23 protein-coding genes are annotated in these 17,859 nt (G+C 46.0%); 12 read left to right on the top strand and 11 right to left on the bottom strand.

Features of this window, described 5'->3' with window-relative positions; genetic code table 11:
• Nucleotides 1–46: 46 nt before the first annotated feature.
• The 4 genes from moaA to FD963_RS02145 are packed head-to-tail and all read left to right on the top strand — an operon-like array spanning nucleotide 47 to nucleotide 3,386.
• The gene (gene moaA / locus FD963_RS02160; protein WP_215362745.1) at nucleotides 47–1,162 is read left to right on the top strand and encodes a GTP 3',8-cyclase MoaA; all 1,116 of its coding nucleotides are present in this window, start codon (nucleotides 47–49) and stop codon (nucleotides 1,160–1,162) included.
• Entirely contained in the window at nucleotides 1,162–1,767 is a 606-nt protein-coding gene (gene mobA, locus FD963_RS02155; RefSeq protein ID WP_215362744.1) for a molybdenum cofactor guanylyltransferase MobA, read from the top strand. Before moaA ends, mobA begins: the two co-directional genes overlap by 1 nt.
• Nucleotides 1,764–3,080 carry a gephyrin-like molybdotransferase Glp gene (glp, locus tag FD963_RS02150; protein WP_215362743.1) on the top strand — a complete coding sequence of 439 codons (1,317 nt, stop codon included), beginning with the start codon at nucleotides 1,764–1,766 and terminating at the stop codon, nucleotides 3,078–3,080. Before mobA ends, glp begins: the two co-directional genes overlap by 4 nt.
• A gap of 12 nt (nucleotides 3,081–3,092) precedes the next feature.
• Nucleotides 3,093–3,386 (top strand): hypothetical protein, encoded by a 294-nt coding sequence (locus tag FD963_RS02145; RefSeq protein ID WP_215348514.1) that lies wholly within the window; start codon nucleotides 3,093–3,095, stop codon nucleotides 3,384–3,386.
• 64 nt (nucleotides 3,387–3,450) lie between these two features.
• On the opposite strand, the gene FD963_RS02140 is transcribed toward FD963_RS02145, so the two are convergent.
• On the bottom strand, nucleotides 3,451–4,464 hold the full coding sequence (locus FD963_RS02140; RefSeq protein ID WP_215362742.1) for a D-glycerate dehydrogenase: 1,014 nt from the start codon (nucleotides 4,462–4,464) through the stop codon (nucleotides 3,451–3,453).
• A 119-nt stretch (nucleotides 4,465–4,583) separates the two neighbouring features.
• Here FD963_RS02140 and fdxA point away from each other — a divergent pair, with 119 nt between their 5' ends.
• From fdxA to FD963_RS02120, 4 genes are read left to right on the top strand one after another with little or no spacing between them, the layout of a single operon-like run.
• Nucleotides 4,584–4,907, top strand: a complete 324-nt coding sequence (gene fdxA, locus FD963_RS02135) for a ferredoxin FdxA (protein WP_215362741.1) — start codon at nucleotides 4,584–4,586, stop codon at nucleotides 4,905–4,907.
• Nucleotides 4,908–4,927: 20 nt separating this feature from the next.
• A complete protein-coding gene (locus FD963_RS02130; RefSeq protein ID WP_215362740.1) occupies nucleotides 4,928–5,974 on the top strand; it encodes an NAD(P)/FAD-dependent oxidoreductase in 1,047 nt (348 codons plus the stop codon).
• 45 nt (nucleotides 5,975–6,019) lie between these two features.
• Nucleotides 6,020–6,814 (top strand): thymidylate synthase, encoded by a 795-nt coding sequence (locus tag FD963_RS02125; protein WP_215362739.1) that lies wholly within the window; start codon nucleotides 6,020–6,022, stop codon nucleotides 6,812–6,814.
• Between the two features lie 11 nt (nucleotides 6,815–6,825).
• Nucleotides 6,826–7,314: a dihydrofolate reductase gene (locus FD963_RS02120; protein ID WP_215362738.1), complete on the top strand. Its 489-nt coding sequence runs from the start codon at nucleotides 6,826–6,828 to the stop codon at nucleotides 7,312–7,314.
• A 47-nt stretch (nucleotides 7,315–7,361) separates the two neighbouring features.
• Here FD963_RS02120 and FD963_RS02115 read toward each other — a convergent pair whose 3' ends face one another.
• The gene (locus FD963_RS02115; RefSeq protein WP_251367266.1) at nucleotides 7,362–8,204 is read right to left on the bottom strand and encodes a peptidylprolyl isomerase; all 843 of its coding nucleotides are present in this window, start codon (nucleotides 8,202–8,204) and stop codon (nucleotides 7,362–7,364) included.
• A gap of 78 nt (nucleotides 8,205–8,282) precedes the next feature.
• On the opposite strand from FD963_RS02115, the gene FD963_RS02110 reads away from it, so the two are divergent.
• Nucleotides 8,283–8,909, top strand: a complete 627-nt coding sequence (locus FD963_RS02110) for an SOS response-associated peptidase (RefSeq protein WP_251367265.1) — start codon at nucleotides 8,283–8,285, stop codon at nucleotides 8,907–8,909.
• On the opposite strand, the gene FD963_RS02105 is transcribed toward FD963_RS02110, so the two are convergent.
• From FD963_RS02105 to FD963_RS02090, 4 genes are all read right to left on the bottom strand, one after another.
• Nucleotides 8,906–9,232 (bottom strand): hypothetical protein, encoded by a 327-nt coding sequence (locus FD963_RS02105; protein WP_251367264.1) that lies wholly within the window; start codon nucleotides 9,230–9,232, stop codon nucleotides 8,906–8,908. The genes FD963_RS02110 and FD963_RS02105 overlap by 4 nt on opposite strands.
• Before the next feature lie 30 nt (nucleotides 9,233–9,262).
• Nucleotides 9,263–9,868 (bottom strand): protein-methionine-sulfoxide reductase heme-binding subunit MsrQ, encoded by a 606-nt coding sequence (gene msrQ, locus FD963_RS02100; RefSeq protein ID WP_215362737.1) that lies wholly within the window; start codon nucleotides 9,866–9,868, stop codon nucleotides 9,263–9,265.
• A gap of 70 nt (nucleotides 9,869–9,938) precedes the next feature.
• Nucleotides 9,939–12,170: a molybdopterin cofactor-binding domain-containing protein gene (locus FD963_RS02095; RefSeq protein ID WP_215362736.1), complete on the bottom strand. Its 2,232-nt coding sequence runs from the start codon at nucleotides 12,168–12,170 to the stop codon at nucleotides 9,939–9,941.
• Between the two features lie 10 nt (nucleotides 12,171–12,180).
• A complete protein-coding gene (locus FD963_RS02090) occupies nucleotides 12,181–12,678 on the bottom strand; it encodes a (2Fe-2S)-binding protein (protein ID WP_215362735.1) in 498 nt (165 codons plus the stop codon).
• Nucleotides 12,679–12,820: 142 nt separating this feature from the next.
• Between FD963_RS02090 and FD963_RS02085 the strand changes: the two genes are divergently transcribed.
• Complete coding sequence (locus FD963_RS02085; RefSeq protein WP_068322043.1) at nucleotides 12,821–13,036, top strand: hypothetical protein; 216 nt, start codon at nucleotides 12,821–12,823, stop codon at nucleotides 13,034–13,036.
• Here the strand turns inward: FD963_RS02085 and FD963_RS02080 are convergent, their stop codons facing one another.
• Both FD963_RS02080 and FD963_RS02075 read right to left on the bottom strand, forming a co-directional pair.
• Nucleotides 13,037–13,288 (bottom strand): 4a-hydroxytetrahydrobiopterin dehydratase, encoded by a 252-nt coding sequence (locus tag FD963_RS02080; protein ID WP_251367263.1) that lies wholly within the window; start codon nucleotides 13,286–13,288, stop codon nucleotides 13,037–13,039.
• 49 nt (nucleotides 13,289–13,337) lie between these two features.
• Nucleotides 13,338–14,063 carry a pseudouridine synthase gene (locus FD963_RS02075; protein WP_215362733.1) on the bottom strand — a complete coding sequence of 242 codons (726 nt, stop codon included), beginning with the start codon at nucleotides 14,061–14,063 and terminating at the stop codon, nucleotides 13,338–13,340.
• A 100-nt stretch (nucleotides 14,064–14,163) separates the two neighbouring features.
• Here FD963_RS02075 and FD963_RS02070 point away from each other — a divergent pair, with 100 nt between their 5' ends.
• On the top strand, nucleotides 14,164–14,697 hold the full coding sequence (locus FD963_RS02070) for a DUF2889 domain-containing protein (RefSeq protein ID WP_215362732.1): 534 nt from the start codon (nucleotides 14,164–14,166) through the stop codon (nucleotides 14,695–14,697).
• 3 nt (nucleotides 14,698–14,700) lie between these two features.
• Here FD963_RS02070 and FD963_RS02065 read toward each other — a convergent pair whose 3' ends face one another.
• Complete coding sequence (locus FD963_RS02065; protein WP_215362731.1) at nucleotides 14,701–15,471, bottom strand: SDR family NAD(P)-dependent oxidoreductase; 771 nt, start codon at nucleotides 15,469–15,471, stop codon at nucleotides 14,701–14,703.
• Nucleotides 15,472–15,527: 56 nt separating this feature from the next.
• On the opposite strand from FD963_RS02065, the gene FD963_RS02060 reads away from it, so the two are divergent.
• Nucleotides 15,528–16,325 (top strand): hypothetical protein, encoded by a 798-nt coding sequence (locus FD963_RS02060; RefSeq protein ID WP_251367262.1) that lies wholly within the window; start codon nucleotides 15,528–15,530, stop codon nucleotides 16,323–16,325.
• A 29-nt stretch (nucleotides 16,326–16,354) separates the two neighbouring features.
• Here the strand turns inward: FD963_RS02060 and FD963_RS02055 are convergent, their stop codons facing one another.
• Nucleotides 16,355–17,278: an MBL fold metallo-hydrolase gene (locus FD963_RS02055; RefSeq protein ID WP_215362730.1), complete on the bottom strand. Its 924-nt coding sequence runs from the start codon at nucleotides 17,276–17,278 to the stop codon at nucleotides 16,355–16,357.
• A gap of 18 nt (nucleotides 17,279–17,296) precedes the next feature.
• Nucleotides 17,297–17,857, bottom strand: a complete 561-nt coding sequence (locus FD963_RS02050) for a lipocalin family protein (protein ID WP_215362729.1) — start codon at nucleotides 17,855–17,857, stop codon at nucleotides 17,297–17,299.
• Nucleotides 17,858–17,859 lie beyond the last annotated feature (2 nt).

Here is a 17,859-nt window from a genome sequence, read left to right as displayed (position 1 = left end):
TTTGGCGGTTTGGCAGAAACCCCGTTTCACAGCCATAATTGAGTACATGGTTGAAAAAGTAATCCCCATCCGAATTGACGAAGGCAAAGGCCTAACGCCACCCATTGGTGCCGAACTCGTCACGCCTCATAGCCATACGAAAGACACTCGGGGACGCACCCTAAGAGATCTACGCATCTCTGTAACTGATCGCTGCAACTTCCGCTGCACCTATTGCATGCCTAAGGAAGTGTTTGATCAAAACTATCCTTACTTGGCCCACAAAGAATTACTGAGCTTTGAAGAAATTACTCGCCTCACTTCTATTTTCGCCACATTAGGCGTTGAAAAAATTAGATTAACTGGCGGCGAGCCTTTGTTGCGCAAAAACTTAGAAGTGCTGATTGAGATGTTGGCCAAAGTACGAACATTAGAAGATAAAGCGTTGGACCTCACTCTCACTACTAACGGCAGCATCTTACGCAAGAAAGCCGTGGCGCTAAAAGCAGCTGGTCTGCAAAGATTGACAGTGAGTCTTGATGGTTTGGATGACGCGATCTTCAAAAAAATGAATGATGTTGATTTCCCAGTTGCCGATGTACTTGATGGAATTGCCGCCGCACAAGAAGCAGGATTCCAGAACATCAAAGTCAATATGGTGGTGAAAAAAGGTACCAACGATCATGAGATTGTTGCAATGGCTAAGCACTTTAAAGGCAGTGGCGTCATACTGCGTTTTATTGAATTTATGGATGTGGGCAGCTCCAATGGCTGGAATATGGAGCAAGTACTTTCATCCAAAGAGGTCATTGCTAGAATTCATGAAGCTTTTCCTCTGGAGCCTGTTGAAGCTAACTACACCGGCGAAGTCGCACAGCGCTGGCGTTATGTGGATGGCTCAGGTGAGATTGGCGTGATCTCCAGTGTTACCCAAACTTTCTGTCACGAATGCTCTAGAGCTCGCATCTCGACTGATGGGCAAATGTATCTTTGCCTTTTTGCCAATGAAGGTTTTGATTTCAAAACCTTGCTGCGCTCTGGCAAAAGTGATTTAGAAATCGCCAATGCGGTAATGAATACCTGGTCAACCCGCGACGATCACTATTCTGAAATTCGGGGTTCACATACCGCGAATCTGTTATCCGGCAACCGCAAGGTTGAAATGTCCTACATTGGTGGTTAATGATTTCTACTAAAGACATTACCGGACTCATACTTGCTGGTGGACGAGCGCAACGCATGGGTGGCATTGACAAAGGTTTAATCCCTTTTCACGGTAAACCACTCATCGAGTCAGCTATCGCAAAGCTCAAGTCCCAGGTGCAAACCATTGTGATTAATGCCAACCGCAACATCACAAAGTATGCGAGCTATGGATACCCAGTAATCATGGATGAAACGCCAGATTTCTCAGGGCCATTAGCAGGCTTCTCTGTAGGCTTGAAGTCCTGCAAGACGGCCTATCTCCTAACTTCACCTTGCGACTCCCCCTTGTTACCCAATAATCTCGCGGAGCTATTAATCGCCGAGATGGGGCGAGGGGATTTTGATTTGGTGTACGCCTCTACCAAGGAAGTTGATGGCAAAGTATGGGCGCAGCCTGTTTTTTGCCTCATGCGGAGTAACTTGCAAGATTCATTGAATCAATTTCTCCAAAAAGGAGATCTCAAAATTGATCGCTGGTTTAAAGAGTTACATAGCAGTACGGTCATTTTTGATGACCCTCAGCTATTTGCCAATGTGAATACTCCTGAAGAGCTAAAGTTACTAGAAGAAGTATCAGCATGAGTCATTCCCCAAACCAGGAAATTCTCTTGACCTCGTCACTACATGTTGATGATGCACGCAAGGCAATTGCTGCGTTGGTAGAAGATCTCATTGAAGAATCTAAGACGATTCATGATCCTGCAGATATTGAAACTGTTGCATTGGATCAAGCGATTAATCGGATATTGGCAGCCGATTTACTTTCACCTATCGATGTGCCAGCTGCAGACAATTCAGCCATGGATGGCTTTGCATTTGATGGCAAATGTCTCGACACTAACAGCATGACCATCTCCTTGAAAGTGGTTGGTACAGCACTTGCTGGCAAACCCTTTGAGGGCAATATTGGCCCTGGGGAATGCCTCAAGATCATGACGGGTGCCGTGATGCCTGCTGGCTGCGATACCGTCATTCCACAAGAATTCACAAGTGCCAAAGATGCGTTCACGATTGAATTCAAGCAAGATCAATTAAAGCCTGGCGAGAACAGACGCCTACGTGGCGAGGATCTTCAAAAGGGTAAATCTGCAATTGCTACGGGTCGCTTACTGCACCCTTCCGATCTAGGTCTAGCCGCATCACTTGGCATTGCCTCCTTACCTGTAAAGCGCAAACTCAAAGTGGCCATTCTGTCTTCCGGCGATGAATTGCGCGCGCTAGATCAAGTATTGGAGGCGGGCAGCATCTATGACAGCAACCGCTACAGTCTTACTGGTTTACTCAATCGCCTGAATTTAGAGATCATTGACTGTGGCATTGTGCGCGATGATCCCGCCTCTTTGAAGCAGGCCTTTATCGAGGCAGCTAGCAAAGCTGATGTATTGATTTCCTCCGGGGGCGTTTCGGTTGGTGAAGCAGATTTCACAAAACAGATCATGCAAGAGTTAGGCGATGTCGGTTTCTGGAAAATCGCTATGCGTCCAGGACGTCCTATGGCCTTTGGAGTTCTCAAACCAGTCGCTGGAAAATCTTCTGCTCGCAAAACCCTTTTCTTTGGTCTACCCGGCAATCCCGTAGCGGTCATGGTGACCTTCTATCAATTCGTCCGTGCAGCACTTTTACAACTCAATGGTGCCAATCAGACTGAACCACCCCTCACCCAGGCTATCGCCGAAGTTCCCATTCGAAAAAAACCAGGTCGAACAGAATTTCAGCGCGCCATTCTGGGGCGTGGAGCGGATGGCAAGCCAACGGTACGCCTGACTGGCAGCCAGGGGGCCGGAATTTTGCGCTCGATGAGTGAGGCTAATTGCTTTGTAATCCTAGGTCATGAGCAAGGAAATGTTGCCGCTGGAGACTGGGTAGATATAGCGCTTTTTGATGGACTGCTTTAAGATTGCGTCATCATGAAACTTAGCAAAAAAGAACTCGTCTTTCTAGACCCAATGCATACCGCCAAAACCTTAGTTTTGGTTTACCTCTGCTTCTCTGTACCAATCGTATTGCTGGCTCTATTTGTAGCCTTCATTCGTGACGGCGCCATTCCAGGATTTACTGTGTTGTCCGCACTCATTCTCAATGCCCTGCTCGGGTTTGGATTGTTATGGATTGCCTGCAAAGTCTATAACTGGGTTGCTGGAAAATTCGGTGGTATTGAATTAGCGATGCGCGAACTGCCAGAAGAAATTGACGCCGAGTAACTAATTTAATATTCGAAGCTAAGCTTCAAGCAATAAAGCCGAGTAATGCTCGGCTTTATTTTTACTAAATTTTGTAAACTTCCGCATTAATGAGGCTGGGTGGTTTCTTTCCATCAAGCGCCGCACGTAAATTATCTACTGCCAAATCCACCATCGCTCTACGTGTTTTTTCTGTCGCGCTAGCAATGTGCGGAGCAAGCACAACGTTACTCAATTTCAATAGCTCGGGATGCACTTTGGGCTCGCCTTCGAATACGTCTAAGCCGGCTGCAAAGATTCTTTTTTCCTTGAGAGCTTGAGCCAGAGCCGCATCATCCACAATGCCACCACGGGCAATGTTTATAAGGGTTGCCGTTGGTTTCATGAGTGCAATTTCTTTTGCGCCAATCGTATGATGACTCTCGGCGCTATAAGGCAACACTAGAACTACGTGATCAGCGGTGCGAAGCAATTCTTCTTTAGAAACATACTTTGCACCACAGGCTTTTTCATCGGCATCCGATAAATGACTGCGATTGTGATAAATCACATTCATCCCAAAACCTAATGCGCGCTTAGCAATGCCTTGACCAATTCGGCCCATGCCAATAATGCCTACTGTACTGTGATGCAAATCCATGCCAAGGGGGTTATTCACAATCGACCATTTATCCCACTGACCTGCCCGCACCCAATGCTCAGATTCAGTTATACGTCTTGCGGTTGCCATCAATAAAGCAAAGCCAAAGTCAGCTGTTGTGTCGGTTAAAACATCTGGCGTATTGGTTGCGATTACACCAGCAGCAGTCATGGCCGGCACATCAAAATTGTTATATCCCACAGAAATATTGGCCACAATTTTCAGATCTTTGGCATGCATTAAGGCGTTTGCATCAATTCTTTCGCTGCCTGCAACTAAAGCCCCTACAACCCCAGAGAGTTCTTTTTGCAACTCTTCAGAGCTGAAAATCCGATCCTCCTGATTGGATCTCACCTCAAAAGATTCCTCTAATTTGGCTAATGCCTCTGGAAAAATGGCTCTTGCAACCAGGATTCTGGGTTTTTGCTTGCTAGTGCGGGTATTTGACTCAGTATTCATAGTGGGAACTTTACCTCAACTAAATAGACCCTTTCGCCTGAAAAATAGGCTACTTCAGCTAAAATTGGGGTTTTATAACTAAGCACCCGGCTTTTTGGGGCTCTTGAAACAAAACCACCATGACTTACGTTGTTACCGAAGCTTGTATCCGTTGCAAATACACCGACTGCGTTGATGTTTGCCCAGTTGACTGCTTTCGCGAAGGTCCTAATTTTCTAGTGATCGATCCAGATGAATGCATCGATTGCGCAGTTTGTGTTCCGGAGTGTCCTGTTAATGCTATTTACGCTGAAGATGATGTCCCTGGTGACCAACAGGCATTCGTCAAACTCAATGCTGAACTTTCCCCTTCTTGGACTTCGATTACTAAGTCCAAAGCAGCTCTTCCGGATGCCGAAGAATGGAAAGACGTTAAAAACAAACTTGATCAGCTAGTAAAGTAATTTTCTAGCCAAAGAAATTTGTGTCGAATAAACCTATAGAAACCGATGCCGTCATCATTGGCGCCGGTCCTGTGGGTCTCTTTCAGGTTTTTGAATTAGGTCTGCTAGAAATTAAAGCCCATGTCATTGACTCACTTCCAGAGGTTGGCGGTCAATGCATTGAGCTTTATCCAGATAAACCCATCTACGATATTCCCGCGATTCCAGTCTGTACTGGTCGCGAACTCACCAACAATTTACTAAAGCAAATTGCACCCTTTAGCGCTCAATTTCATCTGGGTCAAGAGGTTAGCAAGCTCGAATGCCAGGCTGATGGGCGCTTCCTAATAAGCACCTCACAAGACATTCATTTTCTCAGCAAAACCGTCTTTATTGCTGGTGGTGTTGGGGCTTTTCAGCCCCGAACTATCAACCTTGAAGGCATTGATGCCTTTGTAGGGAAACAACTTTTCTATCATGTTAAAAATCCTGAGCAATTTGCGGGAAAACGAATTGTGATTTGTGGTGGGGGTGATGCAGCTCTAGATTGGGCAATTCATTTTTCAGAAATTGCTGCGAGCGTTACTTTGATCCATCGTCGCGATGATTTCAAGGCTGCGCCAAAATCGATTGCGAGAATGCGCGAGCTATGCGCCAGCAATCAGATGCAATTGTTAATTGGTCAAGTCACTGCTTACGAAGCAAAAGATGGTCCGCTTTCTGAGATCACTTTCACCAATATTGATGGCGAATCCAAACAAATTCCGCTTGAGGATCTTTTGGTGTTCTATGGACTTTCTCCTAAGTTAGGCGCGATTGCGGAGTGGGGCCTCAATATCGATCGCAAACAAATCTGCGTTGATACCGAGAAATTTCAAACCAGCATTCCCGGGATTTACGCTGTTGGCGACATCAATGTCTACCCCGGTAAGAAAAAATTAATTCTGTCTGGGTTCCATGAAGCAGCTCTTGCCGCCTTTGCTGCCGCGGCATATCTAAACCCCGAAAAACAGATTCAACTCCAATACACAACCACCTCTCCTAAGCTTCACAAGGCCTTGGGAGTGAAGTCGCCCACATTCGAGTAAGCTATCCCTAATTCGTTAATACATAACCACTTTTAGCCAATCTATATGCGTCAATATCACGATCTCATGAAAGAAGTCCTCGCCAAGGGGGTTCAAAAGTCCGACAGGACCGGAACTGGCACGGTCTCCGTATTTGGGCACCAGATGCGCTTTAACTTGGCTGACGGCTTCCCAATGGTGACTACCAAAAAGCTACACCTGAAGTCCATCATCTATGAATTACTCTGGTTCCTCAAAGGCAGCACAAACAATAACTGGCTGAAAGAGCGCGGCGTATCGATTTGGAATGAATGGGCAGCACCTGATGGTGATTTAGGCCCCATCTACGGTTATCAGTGGCGCTCATGGCCTGCGCCGAATGGTCAGCACATTGATCAAATCTCAGAAGTAGTTGAAACCATTAAAAAGAATCCAGACTCACGTCGCATTATTGTTTCTGCGTGGAATGTAGCGGATATTCCTCGCATGGCTTTAGCACCTTGTCATGCCTTCTTTCAGTTTTATGTGGCCGATGGCAAGTTGTCATGTCAGCTATACCAACGTAGTGCAGATATCTTCTTGGGTGTGCCCTTTAATATTGCTAGCTATGCATTGCTTACGCACATGATGGCGCAACAATGCAATCTAGAAGTGGGTGACTTTATTTGGACTGGCGGTGATTGTCACTTGTATAGCAACCATCTTGAACAAGTCGAGCTTCAGCTATCGAGAGACTTCTTCCCCTTGCCTAAGCTTAATATTTTGCGCAAGCCTGATTCAATCTTTGATTATGAGTTTGAAGATTTCGAAATCGCTGGATATGAATCTCATCCTCACATTAAAGCTCCTGTAGCCATTTAAGAATCGTACTTATGACTCAACCTGCTATTTCTATGATCGTTGCTCGCTCACGCAATCACGTCATTGGCCGCGACAATCAAATGCCTTGGAAGATCTCGGCTGATCTACAGTTCTTCAAGCGCGTTACCATGGGCCACCCTGTGATCATGGGTCGCAAGACTTGGGAATCTATAGGACGCCCACTTCCTGGACGCCGTAACATCGTAGTGAGCCGCAATGCAAGCTATCAAGCTACTGGTGGCGAATTAGTCGGATCACTCAATGAAGCCTTGAATAGCTTAAGTGAGTTCCCACGTGTTTTTGTCATTGGCGGTGAGCAACTCTTCACGCAGGCCTTTCCGAAAGCAGATCGACTCTATATTACCGAGATCGATATGGACGTTGAGGGTGGCGATACCTTTTTTGAAGTTCCCAATGAATCGGATTGGAAAGAAGTAGAGCGCACCCCTGGATCCGAAGGCGACATTACCTTCAGCTTTATTACGCTAGAGCGGAAATAAAAAAGGACTCCCTGGAGTCCTTTTCCACAGTAAAAGCATTACTGCTTTTACTGGACCACAATCTTTGCATCTTTTGCAATCTGACCCAAGAATTCATATTGCTTTCTTTGCGTCATGCCAGCACGAATAGCTGCCTTAGCTTGCTCGAATGCTGGTGGCTTGCTTGATTTCTTATCTTCTAGCTTGATTAAATACCAACCTTGTTGCATCTGAATTGGAGCTGGCGAAACCTGGCCTTTAGAAAGAGTCATCAATACAGAAGCCAATTGTGGCGCTACTTGACCAGGCTGGATCCAACCTACAGCACCGCCCTGAACCTTATTCGGCGCTAAAGAAACACTCTTGGCAACCTTATCAAATGGCTCACCTTTTTTAATACGCGCCAAAGCTGCTTGTGCATCAGCCTCACTTGCTACAGCAATATCGCTTACCTTGTACTCTGAAATCATGCCTTGAGGCCCCAAAGATGCAATCTCTTTGTTGTATTCGGCCTGAACATCAGCATCTGTAATTGGGTTTTTAGCCATGTATGTTGATAGCTCTAGATCTGCCAAATAATTTTGACGAATCATCATCAGCTGTGTATTGGCTTTTTCTGAATTTGCTAAACCATCTTTCTCTGCTTGCTGTGAAAGTAGTAACACTTCAACATACTTCTCAATCACTATTTTGCGCAATTCCGGAGAATCTTTTTGTCCTTGTGAAAGCGCAACCTTAATTCCCTGCTCCACCATGTCATTGGTAATGATAGTTCCATCAACAGAAGCTGCAGCATTAATGGGCAAACCGCTCTGTTGCGCATAAGCACCGCCAACAAACGCGCTAGTCAATACGCCTACAGCAATAAAGCGCACTACCATTGGATTCAATACAGAGATAAAAGGTTTCATAAGGAATATATCTTTCTAAAATTTAGCCTCAATAGTACCAGTAGGCATAGGTCAATTCAGAATAAGCCACAGTAAAATATGCCTATGTGTGTTCAATATCTCACCACCGTAAATGTTGATTGGGTAAAAGCCCACTTTGACCTCGATCTACCTCCATCGAATGCCCATGATGTTTTCCCGACATATCCGGGGCCCATCATCCTCAAAAGTCACAACACTGACCGCACTGCTATTGGCTTGGCACGCTTTGGCCTGTTGCCATCTTGGGCTAAAGAAGAAACCTTCGGCAGAAAAACTTATAACGCGAGAGTTGAAACGGTAGCTGAAAAGCCTTCTTATAAGTTCGCCTGGACTAAGCGACATTACGCCTTAGCCCTGGCGGATGCTTTTTATGAACCTTGTTATGAGTCTGGTAAAGCAGTTCGTACTGCTATCAAGCAAGCCAATCACGAACCGATGGCCATTGCCTCTATCTGGGATACCTGGACTGAACCAGAAACCGGCGAGCTGATTGTTTCATTTTCGATGCTCACTATTGATGCGAGCAGCCACCCAGTGATGAAGCGTATGCATAAATCTGAGGATGAGAAACGTACAGTGGTGCCATTACGAGCTGAACTATTTGATGCATGGCTCAATGCCACACCAGAGGGAGCACAAGCGCTATTACAAATAGACTCTATCCCCGAGCTAACGCTAGCCTAGAAAGTCATCACAGGCTTTGTAGCCTGATATGGATCAGCCGATTGGGTTTCTATAGCCTCAGCCTCTTCTTCACCCTGTGGTTGATTATAAAATTTTGAATCCATTGCTCGCTCTTTAGCTATACGAGCATCTTCCGCTCTTGGATCCACAGGACCAAACGGCCCTTCAACCGGGGATAAAGACTGCCTATTGAATTCCTGAACCTGGCCAGGGGTATATGGGGAATAAGTGGTCGACCCAGGGGGCAAGGGAGGGGTTTGGGAACAAGCCAAAGCACCCATCAACAACAAGAGTGGGCTTAGCTTCGAGACGAATGTATTCATGAGACTCATTGTATGGCAGCAGTCAGCACTTCATCCAAGCGAATTACTTCGGTAACTCTGGAGGATATTTCTGACTGCTGGGATGCGACACATCAGTAATAGAAAAATCACTGCCGCATAAATCGAGACTGTTCCCAAATCATTTTTACCTGCCTTATGCCACCAATAGTGAATGATTGCAGTACATACGATTAAGTACATAAGCTTGTGTAATAAAGCCCAACGCCTGCCAAGCTGACGAACTGCCCAATGATTTGATGTCACTGCCAATGGGACAAGTAATACCAAAGTCAGAAAGCCCATCGTAATAAAGGGGCGCTTTACAACATCATTCCACATGGACTGCAAATTTAAATTCTGATCCAACCAGAACCAAATCGAAAAGTGCATGCAGGCATAGAAGAAACAAAAGAGTCCCAACATACGGCGTAACTTGATCCAAGCAGTCAAACCCGTCATCAAGCGTAAAGGGGTCATTGCCAGCGTAACGCATAAAAAGACTAGTGCCCAAGTTCCCGTTGAGCGAGTGATGAATTCAATTGGGTTAGCACCCAAGCCTTCGTGATCACCAAGCCAAACTAAGCGGGCCAGCGGTAACAAAGAAAGCAAGAAGACCGTTGTCTTAATCAAATTCATAAGCCATATTAAACGACCCCATTGATCCTGAATCAATGGGGTCGTTAATTAATTGCAATCCGATTAAAACTTAAGCCAAACTCAGTCCTTCCTTGCTCAGCGGGAAGTTTCTGACTGGTCTACCGATCGCAGCAGAAATGGCATTCGCAACAGCCGGGCCAACCACACAGATCGTTGGCTCACCCACTCCACCCCAAAAATCAAAGCTAGGAACTAAGACTGTTTCAATCCTTGGTGTAGCGGATAACTTCAATATTGGGTAGGTATCCAAATTCTGCTGTTTGATGCGGCCATTTTCTACAGAGATCTCTGGCAAGAAGATTGCGCCCAATGCCATCGCCACAGAACCTTCAATTTGCTCTCGGGTTAAGTAGGGATTAACGACATGCCCCGAATTTAAGGCAAATACCAAGCGCGTAACCTTCACCACATTATTTTGCACAGTCACTTCAGCAACGCAAGCAGAGTAACTAGCATAACCCATGAACTGAGCAACACCACGATAGGTTCCTGCTGGCAATGGTTTATCCCAATCCGCTTTTTTGGCAGCAGCATTCAGTACGCCTAAATGCTTTGGATGATTTTGCATGAGGGCCTGCCTAAATTTCACAGGATCCTTACCTGCTGCCTTAGCGCACTCATCCATAAAACATTCCATGAAGATGCCGTTTTGGTTGGTATTCACACCACGCCATGGGCCAACCGGCACATGGGTATTTTTCATCACATACTCGGTTAAGAGCGTCGGGAAGGTATAGCCAAGTTGCGCATCAGGACCCTTCTCATAAAAGCCTTGGAGCTGACGCTCATCTTTACCATTCTTAATGGCCTGAGGTGCTAATGTGGCATTAATGGACTGACCCGCAACCTTGATGTGCATACCAGTGACATTGCCAGAGCCGTCAATCCCAGCAGTCATCTTTGCCATCGCTATCGGATGGTAGTAATCATGTGTCATGTCTTCTTCACGACTCCAAATGACTTTGACCGGGACCCCTGGAAACTTTTGCGCCACCTTGGCGGCAAAGGTTGTGAAGTCTTGCATGGATCCACGACGACCCAAGCCACAACCCGAATCTAATTTATATACTTCGCAATTTGCGAGTGGTAATCCAGTGGCTTCAGATAGAGCCGCATGAGAACCCTCACCATTTTGAGTTGGCACCCAAGCTTCTGCACGATCGCCAGTAATTTTGACAGTGGCATTCATAGGCTCCATCGTGACATGAGCACGATAAGGCGTGTAATAAATGGCCTCTACTTTTTTAGCGGCGCTATTGATAGCGGCAGGTGCATCCCCCTCTTTACGCTGCCAAAAGTCACCCTCCTCATCCAAACCATCACGCAACATTTTATTGATGCCATCTTGTGACACTGTGGCAGCTTTGCCCTCATCCCAGACAATGGGCAAAGCATTAAGCGCTGAATTTGCATGCCACCAGGTATCTGCTACCACCGCTACAGTACTGTCATCAATCTTGACTACGCCCTTCACGCCGCGCATCTCTCTAATTTTGGCTTCGTCATAACTGACCAATTTGCCACCAAAAACAGGGCAGGCCTTCACAGAAGCACAGAGCATTCCTGGAAGCTGTAAATCAACGCCATATATTTTTGATCCATTCACTTTATTAGCAGTATCTAAACGCGCATAAGGCTGTCCGGCAACTTTCCAATCCCTAGGATCTCGCAAGGTAATCGACTTTGGATCAGGCGGGGTTAAGGTAGAGGCCAGCTCGGCCATTTTGCCGTATGTTGTTTTACGACCTGTTGCCTTATGAGTAATCACACCTTTGTCTACAGTCAACTCTACAACGGGTACATTCCATTGATTAGCCGCTGCCTGCATCAACATAATGCGAGCCGCTGCTGCGCCACGACGCACATAATCTTCAGAGATCCGAATGCCGCGGCTACCACCAGTACCGTGCTCACCCCAAACGCGTTTGCGCGCCAAACTTTGTCCTGGAGTAGCTGACTGAGTTTTAACCTTTTTCCAATTGCACTCGAGCTCTTCAGTAACTAATTGAGCAAGACCTGTACGTGTTCCTTGACCCATCTCCGAGCGAGCAATTCTGATATAGACGGTATCGTCCGGTTTAATGCTAACCCAAGCATTGACTTCGGCTTCACCTGCTTGCAGTGGTGTATTTGGATCGTATTTAGTGCCTGCTTGAGCAAATGCTAAATCAGGCAAGGCGCCTATGCCCAGCATGAGTCCGCCACCCAGCATGGTGCCCTTGATGATGAAATCACGACGTGAGGTGCTTTCTAAATTGGGAGTTTGATTTTTAGTTGTCATGTTCTTCTCCTTAACCACGTGTCGCAGGAGTGGCGTTGTATTGCGCCAAAACATCTGCCAATTTCTTTTGACCAGAGGCAACATGAATTCCGTCCCGAATCTTTTGGTACGTTCCACAACGACATAGATTGCCCATTGCGTTATCGATATCGGCATCAGTTGGCTTTGGATTTCTTCTTAAGAGAGCGGCGGCAGCCATAATCTGGCCAGACTGACAATAACCGCATTGAGGAACATCGAGTGCAACCCAAGCTTGTTGGACTGGATGGGTATTGTTTTTAGAGAGCGCTTCAATAGTGGTAATTTTGGCTTTACCAACAGCAGACACTGGAATTGAACACGAGCGAACTGGCTCACCATTGAGGTAGACAGTGCAAGCTCCGCATTGCGCAACACCACAGCCATACTTGGTACCTGTAAGCCCCACCACTTCCCGAATAGCCCACAATAAGGGCATATTCGGCTCTACATCAATATTCTGAACCTGACCATTAATGTCTAATTGCATGTTGTCTCCTATGATTTTCTTTTCAAAAGACTATAAATCATTCTGGACTTTTTGCGCTTGCACATAAATACGTTGGTCTAGGGCAAAACCCTATCGAATTAGGCCGTAATTTGCTATCCTGAAAGCTCAATTAAGGATAAATATGACCGAAGAAAACCAAACCCAGAATGATGAAGATTTTGACTATGGGTGCGAGTGCGCAATGACCTTGCTCAACGAGCCAACCGAGGATCGTCTGAACGACTTAATTGATGAGCTCGATGAAGATGGCATGATCTCCACCGAAGTAGTCTATGGCTTACTAGCTACCATCCTCATGAGTATGAATGAGGAAGAGCACGAAGGCGACGAACACTAATCAGCGTTGGTTTACTTGGGAAGCAAAGGCATCCATCGCCTTTGCCAACTGAACATCTAATGCAGTCAAGGCGCCAGCAGAATGGGTGGTGAGTTTGACAGCGACTTTATTCCAAGAGTTTGACCAATTAGGATGATGATCCATTTTTTCAGCATACTGTGCGCATAGCGTCATAAATTCAAAAGCTTGCTGAAAGTCTGCGAAGGTAAATTCCCGCGCTATCGTTATTCCCTGAAGATCTACAGACCACATGGGAATTTCTTTTTTTAAATCAATGTCATCAATTAACACAAGGCCTCCTTTAAACAGCAACGCTTTGGGAGAGCTGTTTTAAGTTTTCTGGATAGAGCCAGCGCCATTCACCCTCTGCCAGATCAGCAGGCATTTGATATGCGCCAATTTCAGTGCGGTGCAATTTGGCAACATGGTTGCCAACTGCCGCCATCATGCGTTTTACCTGGTGATAGCGTCCCTCAACTATCGTCATTGCCAACACGTGATCAGAAATTTGCTTGCATGCTGTGGCATAACAAGGTTTTGGATCATCATCGAGCACTACACCACTCATTAAATGATCGATTTGTTTTTGTGTAATAGGCTCTGGTGTGGTGATTTCATAGACCTTACCAATATTTTTCTTCGGGGTCGTCATCTTGTGAATAAACTGGCCATCATCTGAGATCAAAAGCAATCCAGTGGTGTCATAGTCTAGGCGCCCTACGCATTGCAGCCCTCGCTCAACAAAGGGACTAGGGAGCAAGCTATAGACACTGGGATGGTGTGTCGTTTTATGTGAACACTCGTAGTTCGCTGGCTTATTAAAAGCAAGGTAAGCTTTCTCGTGATACTCCCAGTCTTTACCCTCTACGTTCAGCATCAGATTTTCTGTGGAAATTCTTTCTTCTGGATCTTCAGCTAACACGCCATTTACTTTAACCAGCTCGGCGTATACCAAATCACTGCAATAGCGACGGGTACCAAAGCCTTGGCTAAAAAGAATTTTTTCTAGGGAAATAGGTTTTGCCATATTCTGAAGAGGATACTACAGAGCCAGCCCATATTGAGTTGAGTATATTTACTCTGCAATTCATTATCATTGGACCACCCTCATCAAAAGTCCCATCACCATGCTATCGACCCCAAAACCACGCGCCCTATTACACACTCGAGAAATTACTTTTCAGGGTTACGCACGAGAAGATGGTTTATGGGATATCGAGGGTCATCTCAAAGATTTCAAAACAAACCCATTCCAAACAAGCGCAAAGACCTGGCAACCAGGTGAAGCCTTTCATGACATGTGGGTTCGGGTGACGCTTGATAAAGAGTTTGTCATCAAGGCAATTGAAGCGGTAATGGATGGACAGCCCCATGCAGAATGCACAGCGGCTATTCCACCGATGGACTCACTGATTGGAGAGCGACTAGGTAAGGGTTGGCGCAAAACGATTGATACCCATCTCGGTGGAATCAAAGGCTGCACGCATTTGCGCGAGCTTCTCTTCAACCTTGCTACTGCAGCTTATCAATCTATTCCAGGAGCATTCTTTGATCCGAATGGCGATAAACCGCCACTATACTTGGGCACCTGTAAATCCTGGGACTTTGATGGTCCTGTAGTGATGCGTGTGTATCCCAAGTTTTATCGCTGGAAGCCTTAAAACTTACAAAGCACCTCGATGCAGAGTTGTGCCAGCAAATGATTGCTGAACCGGCATCACTTCTAGGGCATTGATATTCATGTGTGCAGGTAAGGTAGCAGTCCAATAAATTGCTTCCGCAATATCATCCGCACTTAAAGCGTGTACGCCCTCATAGACCTTTTCTGCTTTCTCATCATCACCCTTAAAGCGAACATTTGAATATTCAGTGCCCGAACTTAAGCCTGGTTCAACACAAGTAACGCGCAAGGGAGTTCCCAATAAGTCAGCACGCAAATTCAAACTAAATTGTTTCACAAATGCTTTGGTAGATCCGTACACATTACTGCCGGGATAGGGGTACAAGCCGGCTACCGACCCTACGTTGATGACGTGACCACATTTACGCTCCACCATTCCAGGTAAAAAGGCTCTTGTCATGTGCACTAAGCCTTTGATATTGGTGTCAATCATCTGATCCCAATCAGACACTTTTGCCTGGTAGGCTGGCTCAAGACCCAAAGCAAGGCCCGCGTTATTAACCAAAACAGTCACCTTAGAAAACTCTGCTGGCAAAGTACTTGCCAAAGTATCTACATGAGCACTGTCACAAACATCGAGCACCAAGGTTAAGAGTTTTTTCTGCTGATCAGCAGGCAAGGAGCTCTTGAGGGCCTCTAAACGATCTGTTCTTCTACCAACTGCGACTACCTTGTGGCCATGGGCCAAAAAACGTCGAGCAGTTGCCTCTCCAAATCCAGCAGTGGCACCAGTAACTAATACGGTATGTTCCATACTTCCTCTTCAAATCTTTAGTAAATAGTATTTTGTAATTTAATATTAATGCCTATATGGTATTTTTGCGTGCACTCACCTTCTCCTTGCTAAGCATTCCCGCCGCTTTAGTGCATGCCACAGAGAAACCCTCTTCCACGCCTATTTTAGGACTTGTTAATGCATCTCAAGAAAGATCTCAAGATCACATACTGGAGTTCTGGGACTACCATGCTGCCCAGGGAGCCGGAAATTATGCCGATACGCTTAAATTACGCTATTACAACCCCTTAAATCTTGGTAGCTGGCATGGCACGATGAGGTTGGATACTGCATATACCGCCGTCTATGGGCCAACGCTTGCCGCACAATCCACCGGCACCTATTCACCCAACAATGCAATGCTCACAATTTGGGGTGGTCAAGCTGATTGGTTTGCAAATGTTGGAGCCAGGATATTAGTCCCGCTCGGCAACACGGGTCAATGGCTAGCAGGGCCTCAGGTAAGCACCTCCTTTAAACCCGCAGGTGGTGGTCAAAACATTCTTTCGGATATTTCGCCTCTAGCCAGATACATGATGGGCTTCAATCGCAAGGCGCCCACCAGCGCTAGTTTGCCTCCAGTTGATAATCATCTCGAGCTTTATCCAACGGTAGGTCTAAACCTGGGCCCTAGCACCCAGCTTCGCTTCTGGGATGAAAATGGCGCTGTATATAACTCAGCAGGTGGCGGCTGGTTTGTACCAATCGACGCCATGGTGACTCAGCGCATTAATAAAAATCTTTTAATCGCCATCGGTGGAGCCAAGCAAGTTGTGCAAACTTATCAACTCTACAACTGGACTGTCTACGGAAAAATTTCGCTTAGCTTTTAAAGCAAGTGGTGAAAAAAGATTAGCTAAGATCAGCCAAGGTTAACTAAGGCCTCATTCTCTATTTTTGCTGCACCGGATTTGACCAAGGCTTTAGGTAGCCAATGCGTAAATTCATCTGCGCTCATATTGAGCAGTTTTGCTGCGCTCATTAACGCCGGCGTTTTCATAATCCAGTCATTCACTTGCGCAAGATCACGACTGCGCCACTCTAAGAGACGATATTTCAACAATACTTTGGCGCCGTGGCGGGCATTACGATCTGGATCAGAAGCCAAGTAATCTAGTCTCGATCTTGCTGTGGCAAGGGATTTAGAGACATCTACAAAAGGTGCACCGTGTCCAGGAATCACCAGATTGACTGGCAAGGTCTCTATTAGGTCTAAGGTTTGCGCTACCTCCTCAAAACCTGCCTCTCCCCAGAGCTCAGGGAAAATCACACCAAAGCCCTCTTCCCATAGGGCATCTGCTGAAAGCAAGATGCAATGATCAGCTTGGTACAACATAACAGAGTGTGGATCGTGCCCTGGTGCCGCCAATATCTTCCAAAGATATCTTCCTAGTAATATTTCCTCGCCCGGAACTAATACACCCTGATACGGAAACTGTGGACACTCTTGACCCAAGTTGTCATAACTTAATAGGGTGTTATCCCAGTTTTTAACTGCTAATGCTTCAGCAGCCGGAATATATACCTCACAGTGAAAAGTCTCTACTAAAGCAGCATTGCCACCACAGTGATCTGAATGTAGATGGGTATTTACTATCTTATTTAATTTCAATAGGCCGCGCTTTTGCAAAGCATTCCGAACTAAACCGATAGTCAGCTCTTGGTGGGCGCAATATCCAGAATCTACCAAGGAGACATCATTTTCACCAAAGTGAAAAATATTATTGGCTGAGAGCCAGCCTCTTTCAAAGACTTCAATCCCGGGTGGCAGCAAATGCGTAGTCATGACGTAGCTACTTTGCTCTTACTTTGTCATTGCTTGTGGAGTTAGCTCTAACTTACGCACATCAAACTGCTGCGCCTGTATGCGCACCAAAATGTCCTCATATACTTTTTTATCCAACTGCGGAGTTCTGGACAGAATCCAAAGATATTCACGACGAGGATCACTCACGACAGCCACTTGATACTGAGCGTCTAGGTCAATCACCCAATAATCACCCCATACAAAAGGGATAAAGGCCAACCATGCGGGTGCGAATCGCACTTCAAGCTTAGGGGAGTCCTTTGCCCCAATCTGCCTTGCAGTACCCTCAGCCTCTGATACATCGCCCTCAGCCGTCTTGCAGCTATTAAGCACTTTTAGTGTGCCATCAGCCCTAGCCGAATAGACCGCCTTGGTATTGCTAACGCACTTCTTCTGAAACCAATTGGGGTATTTAGCAATCTCATACCACGTACCTAAATAACGCTGTACATCTAGAGATGAAATCGTCTTTACTGGTGCATCACTTCCCTGGCCATAAGCAGAAAAGTGAAAGAATAAAATGCAGGCACTAAAAAATACTGAATATATTTTGTTCATTG

The organism is Polynucleobacter sp. JS-JIR-II-50 (assembly GCF_018687895.1).
GTDB lineage: Bacteria > Pseudomonadota > Gammaproteobacteria > Burkholderiales > Burkholderiaceae > Polynucleobacter.
The sequence above is the reverse complement of the archived record's forward strand: the minus strand, read 5'-3'. Positions and strand labels throughout refer to the sequence as shown.